Here is a 20,443-nt window from a genome sequence, read left to right as displayed (position 1 = left end):
GAACATCCGGGTGCAGTGGATGATTCGAGACCGCGCACCGACCCCGGTGATCATCACATCCGAAATCGCCGCGATACGAGTCCGTTTCACTCGGTCACTTCCTCCGGCCCCTCGGGATCACACGACTGTGTGCACAACAGCGGCTCGCACGGACAGCCCAGGTCCGGGTTGCACGACCGGGGGCAGCGTGCCGGGAAACAGACTTCGGCTTCGATCCTCGGAACCCCGCGGTGTCATTGTCGATCGCCAGTACCGCCGCACGGGTCGGCACCTTCCGTTCGATCAGCCGGCGCAGGTTTCCGGTCGTGCGCCGATGACTCCCCCGAACCTGTGTGACGGTGTCGTGGACCGCGGGATCGCCCGAGTAGACCGAGGTGGCGAAATGGATTCCGTTGGCTGCGGAGAATTCGAGGGTCGCCTCGTCGAGCCGCGTGAGGTTGGTGAACACCTCGACGAAATCGAATCCGACGTCGATACTCCGGCGCAGCAGTCGGCCGAATGCCGGATTGAGCTGCGGCTCCCCTCCGATGAACTGAATTTTCCGGCGGCCGAGTGCATACGCCTCGGCCGGGATCCGCGGCCACGCCTGCCCGATGGTGAACCAGATCTCACAGTCCGGAGCCGTCCGGGCTCTCCCAGCAAAACCAGCCGGCCCAGAGACTTTCGGCGGCACGGAGAAGGGCGCTCGGGTCGGGTTGTCGTCATCGGCCACGGATTCGTTCCTCCCGTGCAGTATTCGACATGCAACGGTCAGTGCCACGACAAAATCGAGATGCAGAGCCCGCGGCAACCATCAGGCCACACCGCGTAGCCCTCAGGGAACATTGGGCGCGTCCGACATCCTACGAGTCGAAGCCACAGGGCCGCTGCGTTTTCGCTCATTCGCCCGCAGCCGGTACCACCTGGCACCGGACACAGATCGGCGACGCGGACCGCGGAAATGTAACGCCGTCGCCGGGGCAGCCGACATGCCCTGTGACGCGGGGGCACCCCATTGCGGGGTGGTCGATGGGTGACCACAACCGGATTGGACGGATATGGCAGAGCAGACGGCGTCGCACCGACGGCGGATCGCAGCGGGCCTGGCGGCTCCGGCAGTGTTGGGAGTGGCGGCGCTGGTGGCGGTCGCCGTGACGGGGACCGACACGCCGGTCAGAACGGACACCGCTCTGGTCGCGATGACCAACGAATGCCACGACATGGTGAGCATCGCCATCGGCGGCCGGACCGACACCCCGCGCACCGGTCAGCACGCCATGCTCACCACGCCCGACGGCACGACGCTGCCCGCCGCGATGTCCGGGGACTACAACAGCCCCTGGGTCGACCCGGTGGTCAACGCCCCGCGCGACGCCGGCAAGGACTACGCCGCGTTCTACGTCGAATATCCAGCGCACATGGCGACCTACGAGGACGCGGTCGAGACGGGCGTCGACAACGCCCAGACCGTGATGAAGGCGATCCGCGCCGAGTGCCCGAACACGCAGTTCGCGATCGTCGGATACAGCGAGGGCGCCGACGTGGCCCGCCGCGCCGCGATGGAGATCGGCAACCAGAAACCGAACGAGGACGGCTCGTACGACATCGTCGACCCGAACTACGTGGTCGGTGTCGTCATCCTCGCCGACGCGGGCCGCACCGCGGGCGAGGGTCCGTTCCCCGGCGCGCAGGATCCGTTCCGCAATCCCGACGGATACAACCGCCCCTACCAGTCCGGGAACACGAGCGCCGACGGCAGCGGCATCGCGACGGACACCAGCGGCGGCTTCGGCGCGCTGGACGGCAGGATCGCCTCGTTCTGCTCCGAGGGCGACTTCACGTGCGACGCCCCGGAGAACATCGCGCTGCTCCAGCTCGCCTCGAACGTCGGCCGGCAGCTCAACATCGACCGGATGCAGGACGAAGGCCTCACCCTGGCGACCGGCCAGGACCTGGCGGTCACGATCGGCCGCGTCGCGATGCTCGCGTTCGCCGACATCCAGGCGCAGGGCAACTGGATGCAGTCCGACGAGACCTTCCTCGACGTGCTGATCAAGGTGTCCGATCCCAGCTACACGCCGACCCAGCCGACGGACGTCGCCGCCGACACGGAGCTCCAGCTCAGCGCGGCGGAGAACCTGGTGTATCTGCCCACGAAGGTGCGCAACGAGATCATCGGCTTCATCGCGGACAACGCGAACACCATCCCGGTCGCGCTGAGCGATCCCTACCAGCAGACCCTCGGCGAGGTCAGCGGACACCACTTCGACTACTGGCGCGACGCGGACGCGGCGAACGGCAAGCCGCTGACCTCGGCCGAATACGCCGCCCAGTGGCTCACCCACCTGGCCGAACAGGCCGACAAGGGTGAACTGCCCAAGTCCACCGCGAAGAGCGCCTCCGCGGACGCGCTCGCGGTGACCGCGGAGACCACCTCCGAGACCACGACGAGCACCACGACAACCCCGGGCACCGACGCGGTGACCACCGAGCCCGGCACCACCCCGGGAGGCACCACCCCGTCCACCTCGGGAACCACCACCACGGGAACGTCGGATGCCGCCCCGGCGCCGGTCGCCGACACCGCTGTGGCACCGGCCGCCACCGATCCGGCGGCAGCCACCCCGACCGCGACCCCGGAGACGGTGACCGAAACCGCCACGACCGGGACCACCACGACCGAGACCACCACGTCCGGAACCACCACGACCGAGACGACGGAGACCGCACCGGCCACGTCGACGACGACCCGCACCACGACCGTCGCTCCCACCACGACGACCCCGGTTCCGCCGCAGCAGCGCTGAGCGGAACGGCAGCGCCGCACCGAACGACGACGAGGCCCGGAGGGTTTTTCCTCCGGGCCTCGTCGCATGTTCAGCGCAGTCGCATGTTCAGCGCAGTCGCATGTTCAGCGCAGTCGCACGCTCAGCGCTGCTCGTCCTGGGCCGAATCGATCGTGCCGTGGCGGGAGCACCGCGCCCACCATCCGTCCGGGGTGATCTGGACGATCATCCGGCGGCCGCACTGTGCGCAGAAGCGCGGCGGTTCGAGGCCGAGTTGCGCGGCACGCGGCCGGACCGGCTCGGCGCCGTCGAGCTCGGCGCCCGTGAACGGATCGAACATGTCAGAAGCTTTCGCTCAGGGCCTTGATCGGCATCTTCAGCTCGCCTAGCAGATCCAGATCGGATTCGGCGGGGCGTCCCAGCGTGGTGAGGTAGTTGCCGACGATGACGGCGTTGATGCCGCCGAGGATGCCCTGCTTGGCACCCAGGTCGCCGAGGGTGATCTCCCGTCCGCCGGCGAACCGCAGGATGGTGCGGGGCAGCGCGAGCCGGAACGCGGCGACCGCGCGCAGGGCGTCGGCCGCGGGCAACACGTCCAGGTCGCCGAAGGGCGTGCCGGGGCGCGGATTGAGGAAGTTCAGCGGCACCTCGTCCGGGCCGAGTTCGGCGAGTTCGGCGGCGAACTCGGCGCGCTGCTCGAGCGTCTCCCCCATCCCGAGGATGCCGCCGCAGCACACCTCCATACCCGCTTCGCGGACCATGCGCAGCGTCTCCCACCGTTCCTCCCAGGTGTGGGTGGTGACGACGTTCGGAAAGTACGAGCTGGAGGTCTCGAGGTTGTGGTTGTAGCGGTGCACACCCATCGCGGCGAGCTGGTCGACCTGCTCCTGGGTGAGCATGCCCAGCGAGCACGCGACCTGGATGTCGACCTCGTTGCGGATGGCCTCGACACCGGCGGCGACCTGCGCCATCAGCCGGGCGTCCGGGCCACGGACCGCGGCGACGATGCAGAACTCGGTGGCTCCGGTCTTGGCGGTCTGCTTCGCGGCCTCGACGAGGCTCGGGATGTCGAGCCACGCGGAGCGCACCGGGGAGGCGAACAGACCCGACTGCGAACAGAAGTGGCAGTCCTCGGGGCAGCCGCCGGTCTTGAGGCTGATGATGCCCTCGACCTCGACCTCGGGTCCGCACCACTTCATGCGCACGTCGTGCGCGAGGGTGAGCAGGTCCTCGAGCCTCTCGTCGGGCAGCTGCAGCACTTCGAGGATCTGGTCGCGGCGCAGACCGTCACCGCGGTCGAGCACCTGTTCGCGGGCCACCGCGAGGATGTCGGTGGGGGCGAGTGCCTTGGTCACGGCGGATCTCCTGGAGTATCGGGAACAAACTTGAACACCGTTCACTTGAACAGCGTTCAGGTTAGGGCGGTGGTCGACTACTGTCAAAGGGGACAAGCACGAAACAGAGGGAGCGAACAGGTGCAGTTGCGACGCGGCGACGTTCTCGACGGCGCCATGGCGATCCTCGACGAATACGGTCTCGGCGACCTGACGATGCGCAAGCTCGCCGGATCGCTCGGCGTGCAGCCGGGCGCCCTGTACTGGCATTTCCCCAACAAGCAGACACTGCTCGGCGCGATGGCCGACCGCATCCTCGAGGGCGTGGACGCCCCGCCGAGCACCGAATCGTGGGACGAGGCCCTCGCCGAACTCGCCCACCGATTCCGCGCCGCACTGCTCGCGCACCGCGACGGCGCCGAACTCGTCGCCTCCAGCTACGCGTCCCGGTTGACCACCTCCCGCGCCCGCGACAGTTTCGTCGCCGTCGCCCAGCGCGCGGGGCTGTCCCGCGCGCACGCCGAACTCGCCGGCTACGCGCTGCTGCACTATGTACTCGGCCACACCGTCGACGAGCAGTCGCGCCTCCAACTCGCGGAATTCGGCGCGCTCACGCGGTCCCCGGTCTCCCCCGACGTGACCACCGAAACCCCCGCTACCTCCGACGACGACCTGCTCGACGGCGATCCGGCGGTCCGGTTCGACTTCGGTCTGGATCTGCTCGTCGACGGCATCCGGCGCCGGCTCGACGAACACGTCACGCACTGACGGTTGGCGTCCTGTCGGACCCCTCCCGTACGTTGCTCCGACGTGACGACACCCTGGTCCCCCGCTCAGATCGCCGCGGCCGCCCCCGACCGTTCGTCGGAGACGGCGGCGCGCGGGCTGGCGTCGAAATGGACGGAGACCGGACGCAGCGACCGCGCCCTGTGGGGTGTGTGCCGCGGCAGCGGCGCGAGCAACTACCTGGCTTCGGTGGACCTGACCGGGCCCGCCTACCGGTGTTCGTGCCCGAGCCGGAAGTTTCCCTGCAAGCACGCCCTGAGCCTGCTCATGCAGTGGTCCGCGGGGTCCGTCCCCGAAGGGACCGCACCCGACGCCGTCACCGCCTGGCTGAAGAGCAGGGCCGAAAAAGCCGAAAAGGCAACGACTTCCGAGGACACTGCTCCGAAGGAAACCGACCCGGCCGCGCTGCAGCGCCGCCTCGAACGGGCCGCCGCGGGACTCGAGGATCTCGATCGCTGGCTCACCGACCGCATCCGCAACGGACTCGGGTCCGTCGACCACGGCTACGCCACCTACGACGAGATCGCCGGACGCATGGTCGACGCGCAGGTGCCCGGCGTCGCCGGGGCGCTGCGGGCGCTGCCGTCCGTCGTCGCGACCCACGAGGACTGGCCCGCACGGGTGCTCGCTGAATACGCGCGCCTGCACCTGCTGATCCGGGCCTTCCGGAGCCTCGCGGAACTGCCCGAACCGCTGGTCCGATCGGTCTGCACGCACCTCGGATTCCCCACCAGAACGGACGAGGTGCGCCGTGAACCCGCGGTCCGCGACCGCTGGCAGGCGGTCGCGAGCCGCACGACCGAGGACAACCGCATCTACACCCGCAAGCTGTGGCTGCGCGGACGGGACACCGGACGATGGGCGGTGGTGCTCGATTTCTCGCACGGCACAACACGATTCGACGCCGAGGCGCCGGTGCCCGACACCCTCGTCGACGCCGACCTGCACTTCTATCCCGGGGCCGCACCGTTGCGCGCGCTGATCGGCACCCGGCACGCGGCACCGGAACCGTTCACGACCCTGCGGGCGACGGATTTCGACACCGCGCTGAGCGACTACGCCGGCGCGCTCGGTGCCGATCCGTGGATCCGCTCGTGGCCGGCGCTGCTCACCGCCGTGACACCCACCCGCATCGACGACCGGTGGTGGCTCGTCGACCGGGCCGAACGTGCCCTTCCACTGGCCGGTGATCTCGACAGCCGCTGGCGTCTGCTCGCGGTGTCCGGCGGCCACCCGGTGACGGTGTGCGGCGAGTGGGACGGGCACGCCGTGATACCGGCCTCGGTGTTCGAGCCGGGCCAGGAGGCGGTCGCCCTGTGAGCACGCACGGACTCGAGACCCTGACCTCGGCGGCGTTGCTGGGCACCGCCCGTACCGAACCCGATTTCGCCGCGCTGCACACCCAGGACGCGGCAGCCGCCATCGTGGCCCCGCCCGAGCACCGCCTGCTCGGTGCCGCGGCACTGGAACGCGCGTTCGTCGCCGCCGGATCCGTTCCCGTGACGCGCCCGCTGCCCGAGCCCGCCGCCGACGACGACCGGCCGCTGCTGCCCCCGGCAGCAGGCGAACGACTCCGTGCACTGCTCACCGTGCGATCCGACCTGATCGGCGAATGGCTCGATGCCGCACAGGGTTTCCGCGCCCCGCACGGCATCGTCGTGGACCTGCTCGGGCGCGCCTCGGCGCTCGACGAGGAGCTGCGGGACAAGCTGCTCGTCCTGCTCGGGCCGCGCGGCCGATGGCTGGCGCAGCAGAATCCGCGCTGGTCCGATCTGGTCGCGCCCGACACCGACGATCCGTCCGTGTGGCAGCACGGTGCCGCGGCCGCCCGGCGCCGCTGGTTCCGGGCCCTGCGCGCACAGGACCCCGCCGCGGCGACCGAGTTGCTCGCCGCGTCGTGGAGCACCGAGACGGCCGCGAACCGCCAGAACCTGCTCACCGAACTCGCGGCCGGGTTGGGTGCGTACGACGAGGACCTGCTCGACACCGCGCTGGACGACCGCAGCCGCAAGGTCCGCAACGTGGCACTCGATCTGCTGCGCCGGCTCCCCGAGTCCGCGTTCGGCCGCCGCATGACCGGGCGTGTCCGAGCCTGGGCGCGCGTGCACGACGGCGCCGTCGAGTTCACGATCCCGGACGTGCTCGACGCGGAAGCGATGCGCGACGGTCTCGACGATCCGCTCCCCCGTGCCGCCGAGGCGGCACGCGCCGACCGCGCGTACCCGGTCGAGGAGGCCCGCGACCGGGCCCGGGTGTGGGCGCTGGCGGCGTCCGCGCCGCTGTCCGCGTGGCTCGCGTCCGGCATGCGGATCGGCGACGTGCTGGACCTCGAGGTGAGCGAGCACCTGCGGGACGTCCTGCGGCACGGCCGGGAGACCGCCGTCGATCATCAGCGCGACAGCGCCTGGGCCGCCGCGCTGCTGCCGCGCGAGGACCGGGCCGGCCTCCGGGTTGCCGAACACGCACCTCGGGATGTGCTCGTCGAGCACCTGCGACGCATGTCCGCCCGGCAACTGCTGCTCGTCGACGACATCGCCGCGCTGCCCGCACCGTGGCCCGCCGACATCGCCCGGAAGGTCCTCACCGTCCTCTACACCGCCGCGGCGCCGACTTCGCACAGCTTCCGGGCGCTGACCGACCTGCTCGCGCGCCGCGCCCCGTTCGAACTGGTCGACCTGTTCGACGACGCCGCCACCCGCACCGACGACCTCGTCCGGCTCAATCGCTTCGCGACGGCCGCCGACATCCTGAAACTTCGCCGAACCCTTCACGAGGAGTTGAGTTGACCGACACCGTCATCGACGAGCCGAACCTGCTGCGCCCGCACGCGGAGCAGCAGTACGCGCACGAACTCGCCGCGCTCGCCCGCGTCGACGATCGTCCGCGGCCGCCGTCCTGGCAGCTGTCGCCGTGGGCGGTCGTGACGTACCTGCTCGGCGGGGAACTGTCCGACGGCACCGTCGTCAGCCCCAAGTACGTCGGGCCGCGTCGGCTCATGGAGGTGGCGGTCGCGACACTGGCCACCGATCGCGCATTGCTGCTGCTCGGTGTACCCGGCACCGCCAAGACCTGGGTGTCCGAGCATCTGGCGGCGGCGATCTCCGGAACCTCCACGCGTCTGGTGCAGGGCACCGCCGGCACCGCCGAGGAAGCGGTCCGCTACGGCTGGAACTACGCGCGGCTGCTCGCCGAGGGTCCCACCCCGGCCGCGCTGGTGCCGTCCCCGGTGATGACCGCGATGCGCGACGGCGCCGTCGCCCGCATCGAGGAACTGACGCGCATTCCCGCCGACGTGCAGGACGCGCTCATCACGATCCTGTCCGAGAAGACGCTGCCCGTCCCCGAACTCGGCATCGAGGTGCAGGCGGCCAAGGGATTCAACGTCATCGCCACCGCCAACGACCGCGACCGCGGTGTCAACGACCTCTCGTCGGCGCTGCGCCGACGGTTCAACACCGTGGTGCTGCCGCTGCCCGCCAGCGAGGACGACGAGGTGGAGATCGTCGCGCGGCGCGTCGCCCAGCTCGGGTCCGCACTGGAACTGCCGCAGGTTCCGGCGGCGGCCGACGAGATCCGGCGCGTGGTAACGGTTTTCCGGGAGCTGCGGCGCGGCGTGACCAGCGACGGCCGCACCAAGCTCAAGTCGCCGTCCGGCACCCTGTCCACCGCGGAGGCCATCTCGGTGGTCACCAACGGGCTCGCCCTGTCGGCCCACTTCGGGGACGGTGTGCTCCGCTCGGCCGACGTCGCCGCCGGCATCCTCGGTGCCGTGATCAAGGATCCGGTCGCCGACACCGTCGTGTGGGACGAGTACCTCGAAGCCGTCGTCCGCGGCCGTCCCGAGTGGGCCGACTTCTACCGTGCGTGCCGCGAGGTCGCCGGGTGAGTGTGACCGCGCAGGTCCGGGTGCTGGGCATCCGGCACCACGGGCCGGGCTCGGCGCGCGCGCTGCTGCGCGCGCTCGCCGAGTTCGAACCGGACACCGTGCTCATCGAGGGCCCCGCCGACGCCGATCCGCTGGTAGCTCTGGCGGCGTCCGAGCAGATGTGCCCGCCCGTCGCGCTGCTCGGCTACGCGAGCGGTAATCCGGCGACGGCCGCGTTCTGGCCGCTGGCCACGTTCTCCCCGGAGTGGCAGGCACTGCAGTGGGCGATCCTGCACGACGCGGACGTCCGCTTCTGCGATCTGCCGGCGACGCTGAGCCTCGCGGCGGACCGGCCGGCCGGCGAGCAGGGTCCGGATCCGCTGGACGCGCTCGCCGCGGCCGGCGGCTACGACGATTTCGAGCAGTGGTGGGACGCCGTCGTCGAATCCCGTACCCGGCATCGAGACGACACGAACATCGAAAATGACTGTCACGCAGACAGTTTCGATGCCATCACCGACGCGATGGCGGCAATGCGCGAGACGATGGAGATCGACGAGCACACGCTGCGACGCGAAGCGCACATGCGCCAGGTGCTGCGCGCGACCGTCAAGGCCGGAGCCCAGAAGATCGCGGTGGTGTGCGGGGCGCTGCACGCGCCGGCGCTGTCCGGCAAACTCGGGCCCGCGGCACCCGATGCGCGACTGCTCAAGGGCATGCCGAAGATCAAGTCGTCACTCACGTGGGTGCCGTGGACGCACTCGCGGCTGTCGTCGGCGTCCGGATACGGCGCGGGCATCACCTCGCCCGGCTGGTACCACCATCTGTTCACCCACCACGACCACACGATCGAACGGTGGTTCACTCGGGTCGCGCGGGAACTGCGCCGCGAAGACCTGCCGGTCTCGAGCGCACACGTCATCGAGGCCACCCGACTGGCCGAGGCGCTCGCCGCGCTGCGCGAGCGCCCCCTGCCCGGCCTCACCGAGGTCACCGAGGCGACCCGGTCGGTGCTGTGCGACGGCGACGACGTGCTGCTCGACCTGGTGACGCGGCGACTCGTCGTCGGCGAGGCGCTCGGCGAGATCCCCGACGACACCCCGACGGTTCCTCTGGACGCGGACCTGCAGGCCCGGTCGAAGACGCTGCGGCTCAAGCGGTCCGCGGTCGACAAGAACCTCGACCTGGATCTGCGCAAGGACAACGACCTGCAGCGGTCGCGGTTGCTGCACCGCCTCGCGCTGCTCGGCATCGACTGGGCGAAGCCGGCGACGAGCGCGGTCCGTTCCACCGGCACCTTCCGTGAGTCGTGGACGCTGCGGTGGGAGCCGGAACTGTCCGTCGCCGTCGTCGAGGCCTCACGGTGGGGAACGACCGTCGAATCGGCGGCGCACGCGGTGGTCCTCGACCGGGTAAGCCGCCCCGACGTTTCCCTCGGTGCGGTCACCGAGACGCTGGAGAAGGCGCTGCTCGCCGACCTGCGCACAGCGATCCCCGATGTGCTGTCCGCGGTCGATGCCGCAGCCGCGCTCGATCACGACGTGCTGCACCTGATGTCGGCGCTGCCGGCGCTGATCCGCACACTGCGGTACGGCGATGTCCGGGGCACCGACCTGTCCTCGCTCGCGCACGTCACCGACGCCTTGCTCGCGCGGATCTGCGCCGGCCTGCCCGCGGCGGCGACCGGCCTGGATGCCGATGCCGCGGACGCACTGCGCAAGGCCGTCGACGAGGTGCACACCGCGATCGCCGTCCGCGACGACGCGGACACGACCGGGCGGTGGCTCGCCGCCCTCCGGGTGATCGCGGACCGCGACGACGTCGACGGCATCCTCACCGGACGGACCGTGCGACTGCTGCGCGACATCGGCCGGATCGACGAGCACGAAACCGCGCTGCGGGTGTCGCGGGCACTGTCGGTGGGCAGCGATCCGGGTGCGAAGGCGCGCTGGATCGACGGATTCGTGGGCGGCGGCGCGGTCCTGCTCATGCACGACCGCGACCTGCTGCGGTTGATCGACGACTGGGTCTCGGCACTTCCCGCACAGGATTTCGTGGACGTGCTGCCCGTGCTGCGCCGCACCTTCGGCTCGTTCGCTCCCGCCGAGCGCCGCACGCTCGGCGCGGTGGTGCGTGGCGGCGAGCGGACCCCCGGCAGCGTCGCCTCCGTCGATGCCGAGCGCGGGGCCCGCGCCGTCCGCACCACCGCACTGATCCTGGGAGTTCCTGCGTGACAACATCATCGGACGAGACGGAACGGCTGCGTCGCTGGCGGCTGCTGCTCGGCGAAGCCTCCGAGGACTCCACCGGCGGGCTGAGCTCCAGCGACGACGAGGCGATGGACGGTGCCCTCGCCGCTCTCTACGATCGCAGCGATCCGGATCCGAGCGGCCGGCGCAGCGCCGGTCTGGGCGGTTCGGCGCCGCGGGTCGCGCGTTGGCTCGGCGACATCCGCACCTACTTCCCCACCTCGGTGGTGCAGGTCATGCAGCGCGACGCGATGGAGCGGCTGGGGCTGACGCAGCTGCTGCTCGAACCGGAACTGCTCGACGCCGTCGAACCGGACGTGCATCTCGTCGGCACATTGCTCAGCTTGAACAAGGTGATGCCGGAAACCACCCGCGCGACCGCGCGGATGGTCGTGGAGAAGGTGGTGCGCGAGATCGAGGAACGCATCGCCCAGCACACCCGGTCCGCTGTGACCGGTGCGCTGAACCGGGCGGCGCGGACCTCGAATCCGAAGTTGCGCGACATCGACTGGGATCGCACGATCCGCGCGAATCTCGCGCACTATCTGCCGGAGTACCGCACGGTGGTGCCGCAGCGGCTGATCGGATACGGCCGGCGCTCGCAGGCCGTGCAGCGCGACGTGGTGCTGGCGATCGACCAATCGGGGTCGATGGCGTCGAGCGTGGTCTACGCGTCGGTGTTCGGGGCGGTGCTCGCGTCGATGCGGGCGCTGCGCACGTCGCTGGTCGTGTTCGACACCGCGGTGGTGGATCTGACCGACAAGTTGTCCGATCCGGTGGAGGTACTGTTCGGCACGCAACTCGGCGGCGGCACCGACATCAACCGTGCGATCGCATACAGCCAGTCGCTGATCACCCGGCCCACCGAGTCGCTGTTCGTGTTGATCTCCGACCTGTACGAGGGCGGGATCCGCGCGGAGATGCTCAGCCGGATGGCGTCGATGCGCGACGCCGGGGTGCAGGTGGTGGTGCTGCTGGCCCTGTCCGACGACGGTGCTCCGGCCTTCGATCGGGAGAACGCGGCGGCGCTCGGGGCGCTGGGAATCCCGGCGTTCGCGTGCACACCCGACAGGTTCCCGGAACTGCTGGCGCTGGCGCTCGAACGCGGTGACATCGGGCGGTGGGCGCAGTCGTTGTAGAGGTGCTTCGATGCTGTGAGGTGTCTCGATACCGCGTGACGGAGGTTGCGACACCGAACTCACCGCACGTGGCCCCCTATGTCAACAAGGTTCCGCAGGGACAGTCCGTGTTCGTACATGTCGACGTGACGAACATCGGCGACAAGGCGACGAACGCGCACAGCGGATGAAAATCGAAGCCTCGCTTGAACATCGCCTGTTCCGCGAAGAATGAACCACGTCGACCACGCCGATCACGTCGTCACCGGCGCGGCCCCCACACGAATAAACCCCTCAGCACCACCTGGGTAATTCCGTTCCCGAACATCGGCGCGGAATGTCACCGGTTGCTGCGCAGACCCGGACCCGTCGACGCCGCAGCCACCTGCATCCCCGGTTGGTAACCACTCGGGCTGCTGTCGATACACCTGCTCACGCGTTGTGTTGCAGCCACGGTTGCATCGGCTCAGGAGGTGGAGATGCGGCCGAAGCGAAACCTCGCGACACTGCTGGGTCTCATAGCTGTCCTGGCAAACGGCTGCTCGTCTTCCGCGCCATCCGAGTCCCCACAGACGGGCGATCTACCGATGCGGCAGGTCGCGCAGGTGGAGCTGACCGGCGGACCGGTGCGGTTCGACTACACCAGCCTCGACAGCGGGCGTGGACTGTTGTTCATCGCCCACATGGGCGCCGGTGAGATCGTCGAAGTCGACGTGCGCAGCCACCAGGTCGTCCGCACCGTCACAGACGTTCCGGACGTGCACGGAGTGCTTGCGGTCCCGGACAAGCACCGGGTGTACGCCACCGCCACCGGACGCAACCAGCTGGTCGCCTTCGACGAGGACACCGGTGAAGTCCTGTTTACCGCACCGACCGGCGAATATCCCGACGGGTTGGCCTACGATCCGATCCGCAACACGGTGTGGACGACCAACGAGCACGCCGGAACCGAGACCGTCGTGGACGCGGATTCGGGGGCCGTGCGAGCGACCGTCGACCTGGGTGGCGAGGTCAGCAACGTCGTCTACGACCCGGTCATCGCTCGCATGGTGGTGGCCGTGCAGGGCCGCGGCGATCTCGCGGAGATCGATCCGGCCGGATACACCGTAACCGACCGCATCCCGATCCCCGGATGTGACAGCCCGCACGGCCAGGTCCTCGATGCGGCCGGTCCGACCGGATCGACTCCGGCAAGATCCACATCAACGAAATGACCGTCGCGGACGAGACGAACGCACCGTTCGGAGGTGTGGGCGCGTCAGGTACCGGTTCACGTTTCGGTGGCCCGCTCGCGAATATCGAAGCGTTCACCGAGACACAGTGGGTGACCGTTCGTCCGGACATCGCCCGTTACCCATTCTGACCGTCCCGCCCGTGTGATCACCTTCTATCCACGACATCACAGCTCAGCCGATGGAGATCTGCCCCCGGTTACAACGAGGGCAGATCTCTGTTTCGTGCGTTGATCCGCGGTGTCGGATCGGCCAGATACTGCTGCCGCACCAGAACGAAAGGATGCTCCGGCATCCGTCCGCGTGTGACCTCACGCTCGGCCACGGCCACCGCGGCGAAGTCACCGCCCACGTGGACCGTGCCCGCCCCCGGCGCGAGGCCTCGTGAACCATGGCACCTCGCTTTCGATCGTGAAGTCCTCCCAGAAGGCGGCGGGTCCGTGCCGGTAACGGGTGAGCGCGCGACAAACGCGCCGGGGCATCCGGTCGCCGAGGACCCGATCAGCCGCCGCAGGGGGCGACGTCGAGCATCACCGCATCGGGATCGTCGAGTTGATCGACCGTGTCACACAGACACCGGTGACAACCTTGCCCCCAGTTCCCCCAACCCCGCGATCATCGCACGACTGATCGCGCCCGAGCGGCCCTCGGCGACCGACCATCCATACCGTGGCACGGACTGGACGACGGCACCATCGCCTACTGAAGTGCTCTCGGAGGTCCCTTGAGGCTCCGCCCCGGGTAGCCGGTCAGTGCCGCGGTGACCCCTACCGCGACGCCGGTGTGGGATCAGCGGTAGGTCGAAGATCATCGGCACAAGCGGTCCGGCCCGCCGACGACGTGCCCGTTCGATTTCTCGGCGTGTACCGATCGAGCCTACACTTCGAGTTGCTTTGGAGTAGAGGGCAGTTCGGCGCGTCGTTCGTCGGCACGTTCCAACTCGGCCGTGGCGGCGGACGGGCAGCGGCGAGATCGGATTCGAGCCGACCGATGGTGGCAGTCGCGGCCGCAGCTGCATTCTCCGCGTCGGCGCGCACCCGGGCCGCCCGGTCACGAGGCTGCTCGCCCTGTCCGGCCAGGACAGCCATCCGGTGCTCGAGGTCGGCGCTCCGGTCCTCGTACTCGGTGTGGATGCGGACCCGTTCGTCGGCATTATCGCGGCGGGCATCGCCGGGAGCGGATGGTCGACCGCGAACGATGGCTCGGGCGAGGTCGGATCCATCAGCCGCTCGTGCAGCTGGGTTGCCGCCTCGGATGCGTCGGCCCCATCACGGAATCGGAGAATTGTGCGGATCATCCGCGCCGGGTGTGGATATGCCAGGCATGCGATGGGGTGATCGCGGTGCCCCCACACGTCGGGCCGCGGTTACCGGGAGTCCCGGTGGTCGCGAACTCGCTCATCCGTTGCCGTTGCCGTTGCCGTTGCCGGGTTTGTCCTTATCGGGTTTATCAGGTTTATCCTTGTCGGGTTTGTCCTTATCAGGTTTGTCCTTGTCCACTTCGGTGCCTTGCCCCGGCGGGACCGCGGTGGTCGGGAATGTGCCCGGGGCGCCGGAAACGGGGGGTGCCTCGACGGCGGTGGTCTCGACGGCGGTGGTCTCGACGGCGGTGGTGGTGGCGAGGGGGAAGAGGCCGGCGAGTTCGGTCTCCACGTTGTCGGCGGCGGCAAGGATTCGGTCCGCCCTCTCGGCGGTGATCGCGTTACTGTCGCGGAGCCGGAGCACATCCGCGCGGAGTCGGGCCAGGGCGTCGGTGGTTCCGGCCTCGTCCCGGGCGTTGACCGCCGAGCGCACCGTCGCGGTGTCCGCCTGCAGGAAGGTCAGGCCGGATTCGGTGCTCGCCTCCGGTGCCTCGCTGCACCCGGCGAGCGTGACGACGATGGCAAGGACGGCAGCTCCGAGCATCGGTCGGTTCACGGCTGCACCGCCCGGTCGAGCTCGTCGAGAGCGTTCGAGAGCGGCGCCGGGAGCGGGCCGGCGCCAGCCGGGGTGGGGACGGCTACCGGCGGTGGGGTACCGTCCTGCCCCCGGGAGCCGACGAGGGTGACGGCGACGAGGGCCACGGCGACGAGGGCCACGGCGACGAGCACCGGCGCGAGCGTAACGCGGACCCGGGCCAGGCCACGGTGAGGGACCCGGTCCGTGCCCACCGGGGTCGACGCGGACACGAGGGCGGGTGAGGGAGGGGCGAGCACCCGCGTGGGCGCCCGTACCTCAACGGTGACCGGTTCTGAGCCGCGGGAACGCACAGCCGCGAGCATGACGCGGGCGTCGAGGTACCGCCGCCGGGGGTCGCGAGCGAGCGCCCGGTCGATCGCAGTCGCCAGGGCAGGGTCGACGTCGCCTCGCTCGGCGGCCAGAGGCGGTGGCGGCTCGTCGAGGATGGCGCGGACCAGCGCCGCCGGGTTGTCCCGCTCGAAGGGGCGGTGCCCGCAGAGGGCCTCGTACCCCAGGACACCGACCGCGTAGAGGTCATCGGTGACGGTGGCGGGGTTCCCGGCGAGTCGCTCGGGGCTGAGATAGGCCACCGTGCCCAGGAGCTCGCCGGTTTGGGTGAGGGTGTGCTCGGCGCCAAGGCTCTTGGCGATCCCGAAGTCGGCCACCTTGACGGCGCCGGTGGCCGTGAACAGGATGTTGCCGGGTTTGAGGTCGCGGTGGAGGATGCCGGCGTCATGGGCGGCGGCCACAGCTTCGAGCACCTCGGTCAGAATCGTACGGACCCGTTCACGCGGCAAGGGCCCGCCTGTGAGGTCGTCGGCGAGAGTGCGTCCGGGCAGGCGTTCCATCACGATGTAAGGGATCCCGCCGTCCTCGCCGCTGTCGTGGACGGCGATCACGTGCGGGTGGCTCAGGGTGGCCGCGGACCGGGCCTCGGCCTCGAATCGCCGCCGGATCTCGGACTGGGTCGCGAGCGCGGGAAGCAGCAGCTTGATCGCCACCGGTCGGTCGAGGCGGGTGTCCCAACCGTCGCGCACCTCACCCATCCCGCCGCGGCCCAGCACACCCCGCAGCTCGTAACGGCCACCGAGGACTTGGGGCGCCGGCATGATGTCGACGCTAGCGGGCGCACCCACCCCAGCGCCAGCCGGTCGCGATGTTCGCGGTGCAGGCGACTTCCCATCGAGCGGCTCCGGTGCCACCGCCCGCTCCCCCAAATTCGATACAAGTACTTGTATTGAAAATAATGGCGTTACACAATGTAGTGGTGAGCACGAACGCGGACGCACGCGGGACTGCATCGACCACCCCGAAGGCGCGGCGGTACGACGCGACACTCCGGCGCCGTCAGGCCGAGGAGAGCCGACGCCGAATCCTCGACGCCGCCGCGGCCCTGTTCACCGAACGTGGCTGGTCCGTCGGGATGCGCGAGATCGCACGCGCGGCCGGCGTCTCCTTCGAGACCGTGTACAGCCACTTCGGTTCCAAGCCTCGCCTGTTCAACCAGGTGCTCGATATCGCGGTCGTCGGCGACGACGAGCCGGTGGCGCTGATGGACCGGCCCGAGTTCGCCGCTATTTCCCGCGGAAGTCACCTGGAACGGGCCGCCGCGGGAGCCAAGTTGGTCGCCGGCGTGAACGGGCGCACCGTCGGCCTGCAACGCGCCCTGCGCGAGGGAGCCGCCGCGGAACCGCAACTCGCGTCCCGGCTCGACGAGATCCGGCAGGCCCAGCGGCAGACCGTTCACATCGCGGGAGCGGCCATCGCGGGCCGCGAACTGACCCCGCTCGAAGGCGACGGCCTCTGGGCGGTGATCACGTTGGAGGTCTACGACCTTCTCATCCGCAGCGCAGGGTGGAGCCCCGCTCGGTACGAAGAGTGGCTCACCGACACGATCGTCAAATTGCTCTCCCTGGAGAAGTGAAAGGAGGGCGGGCCATGAACACCAACAGGATCGAGCCCGCCGACACACGAAGCATGGGAATCGTGCACAGTGCACTGCGTCGCGACCTGCGACGAGCCCGCATGGTGCTGGAGGCTCCTCCGTATCCCGACGAGCCGCGCCGCAGAGCACTTGCCGCACACATCCTCTGGATGTGCCTATTCCTGCACATGCACCATGCCGGCGAGGACGCCGGACTGTGGCCGGCGATCCGGGCGAAGGACCCGGCGGCCGGTGCGCTGCTCGATCGGATGGCGTCCGACCACGAACAGATCGGCGGAGCGATCGCCGTCGTGGAGGACGCCGCGCGGGCCTACGGTGACGACCCGTCCGCACGGGCACGGTTGCTCGCCGCCGTGACCGGACTCGAAGACGTTCTGCTCCCCCACCTGCAGCGCGAGGAACTCGAGATGATGCCGGTCGTTGCCGCCACGATCACCACCGCGGAGTACCGCGCAATCGAGAAGAAGTACTTCGTCGAGCCGAAGGGTTTCGCCGAACTCGGCATGGAAGCGCACTGGATCATCGACGGGGCGACACCCGAGGATCGCGACACGATCGTGCACGTCGTTCCCGCCGTGCCGCGCTTCCTCCTCCTGCACGGTTTCGCCCGAAAGTACCGTCGGCAGGCCGCCGTGCTGTGGGGCACGGGTCCTGCGTCCACCGTGCCGTCGCTGCGCGTGGCACCGATCGAGGAGCATTCGTGATGGGCACGCTGGCACGACACGGACGCACCGAAGCGATCACCGCCGCGCCGCCAGAAGCCGTGTGGCACATCATCACCGACGTGACCCGGATCGGTGAATGGAGTCACGAATGCCGGGGCGCCCACTGGATCGGCACCGGCCAGCGTGCAGCGCCGGGCGTTCGATTCCGCGGCACGAACCGGTCCGGCATCTTCGTCTGGAGCCGCTCGTGCATGTTCACCACGGTCGATCCCCCACGGTCGCTGGCATGGAAGACGGTGGGCCTGTGGGGCAAGGTCGACAGCACGGTGTGGCGAATCGACCTGGAACCGAACGGAACCGGAACACGGATCGTGCAGACCTACGACATCGTGCACGTCGCTCCCGGTCTGGACCGGGTGTACTGGCTCCTCGTCAAGGCACACCGCGACCGTCGCGACGCGCTGTCCGACGACCTGCAACGGCTGGCGCGCCTCGCCGAGGTCCCCCGCTTCCACCAGGCAGCGTAGGTGCTGCGGAGGTTATCCGTCCGCGCGATCGCGGACGCGGTTCACGGCGTCGACCACGGCGTCGGGTCGTTGGGTCTGGATGTAGTGCGTGGTACCGGGGACGACGACGAGTTCGGCATCGGGCTGGCTCGCGACGAAGTCCGTCTGGGCCTGCGGCTCGGCACCGTGCAACGCCTCGAGATCGGCGGCCGACATGCCGGGAGGCAGCGGGTCGGGAAGCGGCGTGTCCTCGCCGCGGACCAGCACCTCCATCGGCACCGGCGGTAGCGGCGGCGCAGTCCCGATCTCGTCCATGAGCTGGTCCAGAGAATATGTTTCGGCCGTATATCCGTCCGGATAGCTTCCCGGCGTCAACTGCGGGTGGGCCATCAGGTTCCATTGATCGGCGGTCACGCTGTCGCGCAGTTCCGGCATCGGTGCGTCCACCAGGACGATCCCGGCCACCTCCGAGGGATACGTAGCGGCATAGAGCGCCTGCAGCGGACCACCCAGCGAGTGCCCGACCAGCACATATGGCCCGGTTTCACCGGCTGCCGTCAGCAGGTCGTGCAGTTCGGCGACCACCTCCGCCGGATCGCGCGGCATCGGGACCTCGTCGCTGCGGCCCGGCGACGGCTCCTCCGCGTCGACGACTTCGCCATCGCGAACGGTCGTGGTGACGAGGGAACCGGGCCGGTCGTAGGAGCACACGCGAGTCGACGTCGCGAGCGCCGGTTGCACAGCCGGAGAATCGGATTCGCTCAGGCTCCAGATGTCGCCTGCGTTGCCGAACCCGGATTGCAGGACCACTGTGGGACTTCCGGTGCCGCGACAGTCCAGATACAAATGGTGGCCGTCCCCGATGTCCACCCGACCCGCGACGTCGCCGCTCGCCACGGCGTCCTCGGCCTGCGTGTCCGTGCCACACGAGCACACGAGCACCCCGCCCATCAGCGCGGCGACCAGAGCGCGTCGCAAGACAGCCATCACAATCCCTTCCGAAGATGCTGCCGGGGCGGCCCGCAGCAGGCTGTTCGTTTGTCGAGACTAGTCCGTCGGACCGTGGCACGAAGCCGCATCCGCCGGTCGGCCGGCCGTTCGATGCCGTCCGGATTCCGGGATGGAAACCGCGGGACACATGCGACACTGGTCATCGACGGCGCCCCTGACCTGAGGCATTCCCCGGGTCGAGGGTTCCGCGGGAACACAATCCGTCTCACCCTTACAGGTGCCCGGGCCAGAGGTATCCGCTGATGCGAGCTCGATCGTCCTCGATGCGCAACCATCGTGCCGCGGCGGCCACAGTGCTCGGGACGATGATGTTCGCGACGCTGACCGGCTGCGGCAACTCCGCCCCGACTGCCGAAGCCCCGCCGGCGCAGGACGATCTCGAAGCTGCGGTGCGGCCGGTGATCACCGAGCAGATGGAGGAGATGGGCATTCCGGGACTGGTCGCCATCGTCCGGAGTCCCGAGCGGGGCGACTACGAGATCGCGGCCGGCGTCGCGAACATCGACACCGGCGAACCGGTGGAGATGACCGACCACTTCCGGATCGGAAGCATCACCAAGACGTTCACCGCGACGGTCGCCCTGCAACTCGCTCAGGAGGGCAAGTTCGGACTGGACGATCCACTCGAGCAGTACTTCCCACAGGTCGACACCAACGGGGCCACCATCCGTCAGGCACTGAACATGACCTCCGGGATTCCGACCTACACCACCGACGCGTTCCTGAACGCGCTGGCCGACGATCCACAACGAGTGTGGACCCCGGACGAGCTGCTCGCGACGATCGAGGGCACGCCCGCCGAATTCGCGCCGGGCGAGGGCTGGGACTACTCGAACACCAACTATGTGCTGCTCGGAATGCTGGCCGAGCGCTTCGGTGGCGCGCCCTTGAAAACATTGATCCAGGATCGCATCTTCACCCCGCTGCAGATGAACGGCTGCTCACTCCCCGCCGCTACGGATGCGACCGTTCCCGACCCGTTCAGCCACGGCTATCAGTACGGCACCGAGTGGGACGACCCGAGCCCGCC

20 protein-coding genes are annotated in these 20,443 nt (G+C 69.4%); 14 read left to right on the top strand and 6 right to left on the bottom strand.

The window, feature by feature from the left end; all coding sequences use genetic code 11:
• Window positions 1–94 precede the first annotated feature (94 nt).
• On the bottom strand, window positions 95–673 hold the full coding sequence (locus M1M07_RS33210; protein WP_368862565.1) for a radical SAM protein: 579 nt from the start codon (window positions 671–673) through the stop codon (window positions 95–97).
• 364 nt (window positions 674–1,037) lie between these two features.
• Here M1M07_RS33210 and M1M07_RS16310 point away from each other — a divergent pair, with 364 nt between their 5' ends.
• Entirely contained in the window at window positions 1,038–2,786 is a 1,749-nt protein-coding gene (locus M1M07_RS16310; protein ID WP_248674883.1) for a cutinase family protein, read from the top strand.
• Window positions 2,787–2,907: 121 nt separating this feature from the next.
• Here the strand turns inward: M1M07_RS16310 and M1M07_RS16305 are convergent, their stop codons facing one another.
• Together M1M07_RS16305 and bioB are read right to left on the bottom strand one after the other, a co-directional pair.
• Window positions 2,908–3,105: a hypothetical protein gene (locus M1M07_RS16305; RefSeq protein WP_197256707.1), complete on the bottom strand. Its 198-nt coding sequence runs from the start codon at window positions 3,103–3,105 to the stop codon at window positions 2,908–2,910.
• A 1-nt stretch (window position 3,106) separates the two neighbouring features.
• The gene (gene bioB / locus M1M07_RS16300) at window positions 3,107–4,120 is read right to left on the bottom strand and encodes a biotin synthase BioB (RefSeq protein WP_197256709.1); all 1,014 of its coding nucleotides are present in this window, start codon (window positions 4,118–4,120) and stop codon (window positions 3,107–3,109) included.
• A 120-nt stretch (window positions 4,121–4,240) separates the two neighbouring features.
• On the opposite strand from bioB, the gene M1M07_RS16295 reads away from it, so the two are divergent.
• From M1M07_RS16295 to M1M07_RS16255, 9 genes are all read left to right on the top strand, one after another.
• The gene (locus M1M07_RS16295; RefSeq protein ID WP_248674882.1) at window positions 4,241–4,867 is read left to right on the top strand and encodes a TetR/AcrR family transcriptional regulator C-terminal domain-containing protein; all 627 of its coding nucleotides are present in this window, start codon (window positions 4,241–4,243) and stop codon (window positions 4,865–4,867) included.
• A 42-nt stretch (window positions 4,868–4,909) separates the two neighbouring features.
• A complete protein-coding gene (locus M1M07_RS16290) occupies window positions 4,910–6,205 on the top strand; it encodes an SWIM zinc finger family protein (protein ID WP_248674881.1) in 1,296 nt (431 codons plus the stop codon).
• Window positions 6,202–7,671 (top strand): DUF5691 domain-containing protein, encoded by a 1,470-nt coding sequence (locus M1M07_RS16285; protein WP_248674880.1) that lies wholly within the window; start codon window positions 6,202–6,204, stop codon window positions 7,669–7,671. Before M1M07_RS16290 ends, M1M07_RS16285 begins: the two co-directional genes overlap by 4 nt.
• Entirely contained in the window at window positions 7,668–8,771 is a 1,104-nt protein-coding gene (locus M1M07_RS16280) for an AAA family ATPase (protein WP_197256717.1), read from the top strand. Before M1M07_RS16285 ends, M1M07_RS16280 begins: the two co-directional genes overlap by 4 nt.
• Window positions 8,772–8,773: 2 nt before the next feature.
• On the top strand, window positions 8,774–10,984 hold the full coding sequence (locus M1M07_RS16275) for a DUF5682 family protein (RefSeq protein WP_248674915.1): 2,211 nt from the start codon (window positions 8,774–8,776) through the stop codon (window positions 10,982–10,984).
• Window positions 10,981–12,138, top strand: a complete 1,158-nt coding sequence (locus M1M07_RS16270) for a VWA domain-containing protein (protein WP_197256721.1) — start codon at window positions 10,981–10,983, stop codon at window positions 12,136–12,138. The genes M1M07_RS16275 and M1M07_RS16270 overlap by 4 nt, the downstream gene beginning before the upstream one ends.
• Window positions 12,139–12,173: 35 nt before the next feature.
• Window positions 12,174–12,308, top strand: a complete 135-nt coding sequence (locus M1M07_RS16265) for a DUF4352 domain-containing protein (protein ID WP_231611582.1) — start codon at window positions 12,174–12,176, stop codon at window positions 12,306–12,308.
• Between the two features lie 288 nt (window positions 12,309–12,596).
• Window positions 12,597–13,331 carry a YncE family protein gene (locus tag M1M07_RS16260; RefSeq protein ID WP_197256723.1) on the top strand — a complete coding sequence of 245 codons (735 nt, stop codon included), beginning with the start codon at window positions 12,597–12,599 and terminating at the stop codon, window positions 13,329–13,331.
• Window positions 13,328–13,480 (top strand): hypothetical protein, encoded by a 153-nt coding sequence (locus M1M07_RS16255; RefSeq protein WP_231611584.1) that lies wholly within the window; start codon window positions 13,328–13,330, stop codon window positions 13,478–13,480. Before M1M07_RS16260 ends, M1M07_RS16255 begins: the two co-directional genes overlap by 4 nt.
• Window positions 13,481–14,746: 1,266 nt before the next feature.
• Here the strand turns inward: M1M07_RS16255 and M1M07_RS16250 are convergent.
• Together M1M07_RS16250 and M1M07_RS16245 are read right to left on the bottom strand one after the other, a co-directional pair.
• The gene (locus tag M1M07_RS16250) at window positions 14,747–15,265 is read right to left on the bottom strand and encodes a hypothetical protein (protein ID WP_197256725.1); all 519 of its coding nucleotides are present in this window, start codon (window positions 15,263–15,265) and stop codon (window positions 14,747–14,749) included.
• Window positions 15,262–16,395, bottom strand: a complete 1,134-nt coding sequence (locus tag M1M07_RS16245; RefSeq protein WP_197256727.1) for a serine/threonine-protein kinase — start codon at window positions 16,393–16,395, stop codon at window positions 15,262–15,264. Before M1M07_RS16245 ends, M1M07_RS16250 begins: the two co-directional genes overlap by 4 nt.
• Before the next feature lie 158 nt (window positions 16,396–16,553).
• Between M1M07_RS16245 and M1M07_RS16240 the strand changes: the two genes are divergently transcribed.
• The 3 genes from M1M07_RS16240 to M1M07_RS16230 are packed head-to-tail and all read left to right on the top strand — an operon-like array spanning window position 16,554 to window position 18,423.
• Window positions 16,554–17,210, top strand: coding sequence for a TetR family transcriptional regulator (locus tag M1M07_RS16240; protein WP_248674879.1), 657 nt, complete (start codon window positions 16,554–16,556; stop codon window positions 17,208–17,210).
• A 14-nt stretch (window positions 17,211–17,224) separates the two neighbouring features.
• A complete protein-coding gene (locus M1M07_RS16235; protein WP_197256731.1) occupies window positions 17,225–17,935 on the top strand; it encodes a hemerythrin domain-containing protein in 711 nt (236 codons plus the stop codon).
• On the top strand, window positions 17,935–18,423 hold the full coding sequence (locus M1M07_RS16230) for an SRPBCC family protein (RefSeq protein WP_248674878.1): 489 nt from the start codon (window positions 17,935–17,937) through the stop codon (window positions 18,421–18,423). The genes M1M07_RS16235 and M1M07_RS16230 overlap by 1 nt, the downstream gene beginning before the upstream one ends.
• 12 nt (window positions 18,424–18,435) lie before the next feature.
• On the opposite strand, the gene M1M07_RS16225 is transcribed toward M1M07_RS16230, so the two are convergent.
• The gene (locus M1M07_RS16225) at window positions 18,436–19,389 is read right to left on the bottom strand and encodes an alpha/beta fold hydrolase (RefSeq protein WP_248674877.1); all 954 of its coding nucleotides are present in this window, start codon (window positions 19,387–19,389) and stop codon (window positions 18,436–18,438) included.
• Window positions 19,390–19,655: 266 nt separating this feature from the next.
• Between M1M07_RS16225 and M1M07_RS16220 the strand changes: the two genes are divergently transcribed.
• On the top strand, window positions 19,656–20,443 hold a 788-nt coding region (locus M1M07_RS16220; RefSeq protein WP_248674876.1), incomplete at its 3' end, for a serine hydrolase.

It is taken from the genome of Rhodococcus sp. HM1 (assembly GCF_023218075.1).
Classification (GTDB): domain Bacteria; phylum Actinomycetota; class Actinomycetes; order Mycobacteriales; family Mycobacteriaceae; genus Rhodococcus.
Note: the sequence above shows the minus strand (reverse complement) of the source record. Positions and strands in the feature narration are given on the sequence as shown.

Bases quoted from the DNA above. Each gene is read 5' to 3' on its own strand.
- M1M07_RS16310 (WP_248674883.1), top strand. From the start codon at position 1,038: ATGGCAGAGCAGACGGCGTCGCACCGACGGCGGATCGCAGCGGGCCTG.
- M1M07_RS16305 (WP_197256707.1), bottom strand. From the start codon at position 3,105: ATGTTCGATCCGTTCACGGGCGCCGAGCTCGACGGCGCCGAGCCGGTC.
- M1M07_RS16260 (WP_197256723.1), top strand. From the start codon at position 12,597: ATGCGGCCGAAGCGAAACCTCGCGACACTGCTGGGTCTCATAGCTGTC.
- M1M07_RS16255 (WP_231611584.1), top strand. From the start codon at position 13,328: ATGACCGTCGCGGACGAGACGAACGCACCGTTCGGAGGTGTGGGCGCG.
- M1M07_RS16245 (WP_197256727.1), bottom strand. From the start codon at position 16,395: ATGCCGGCGCCCCAAGTCCTCGGTGGCCGTTACGAGCTGCGGGGTGTG.
- M1M07_RS16235 (WP_197256731.1), top strand. From the start codon at position 17,225: ATGAACACCAACAGGATCGAGCCCGCCGACACACGAAGCATGGGAATC.
- M1M07_RS16230 (WP_248674878.1), top strand. From the start codon at position 17,935: ATGGGCACGCTGGCACGACACGGACGCACCGAAGCGATCACCGCCGCG.
- M1M07_RS16225 (WP_248674877.1), bottom strand. From the start codon at position 19,389: ATGGCTGTCTTGCGACGCGCTCTGGTCGCCGCGCTGATGGGCGGGGTG.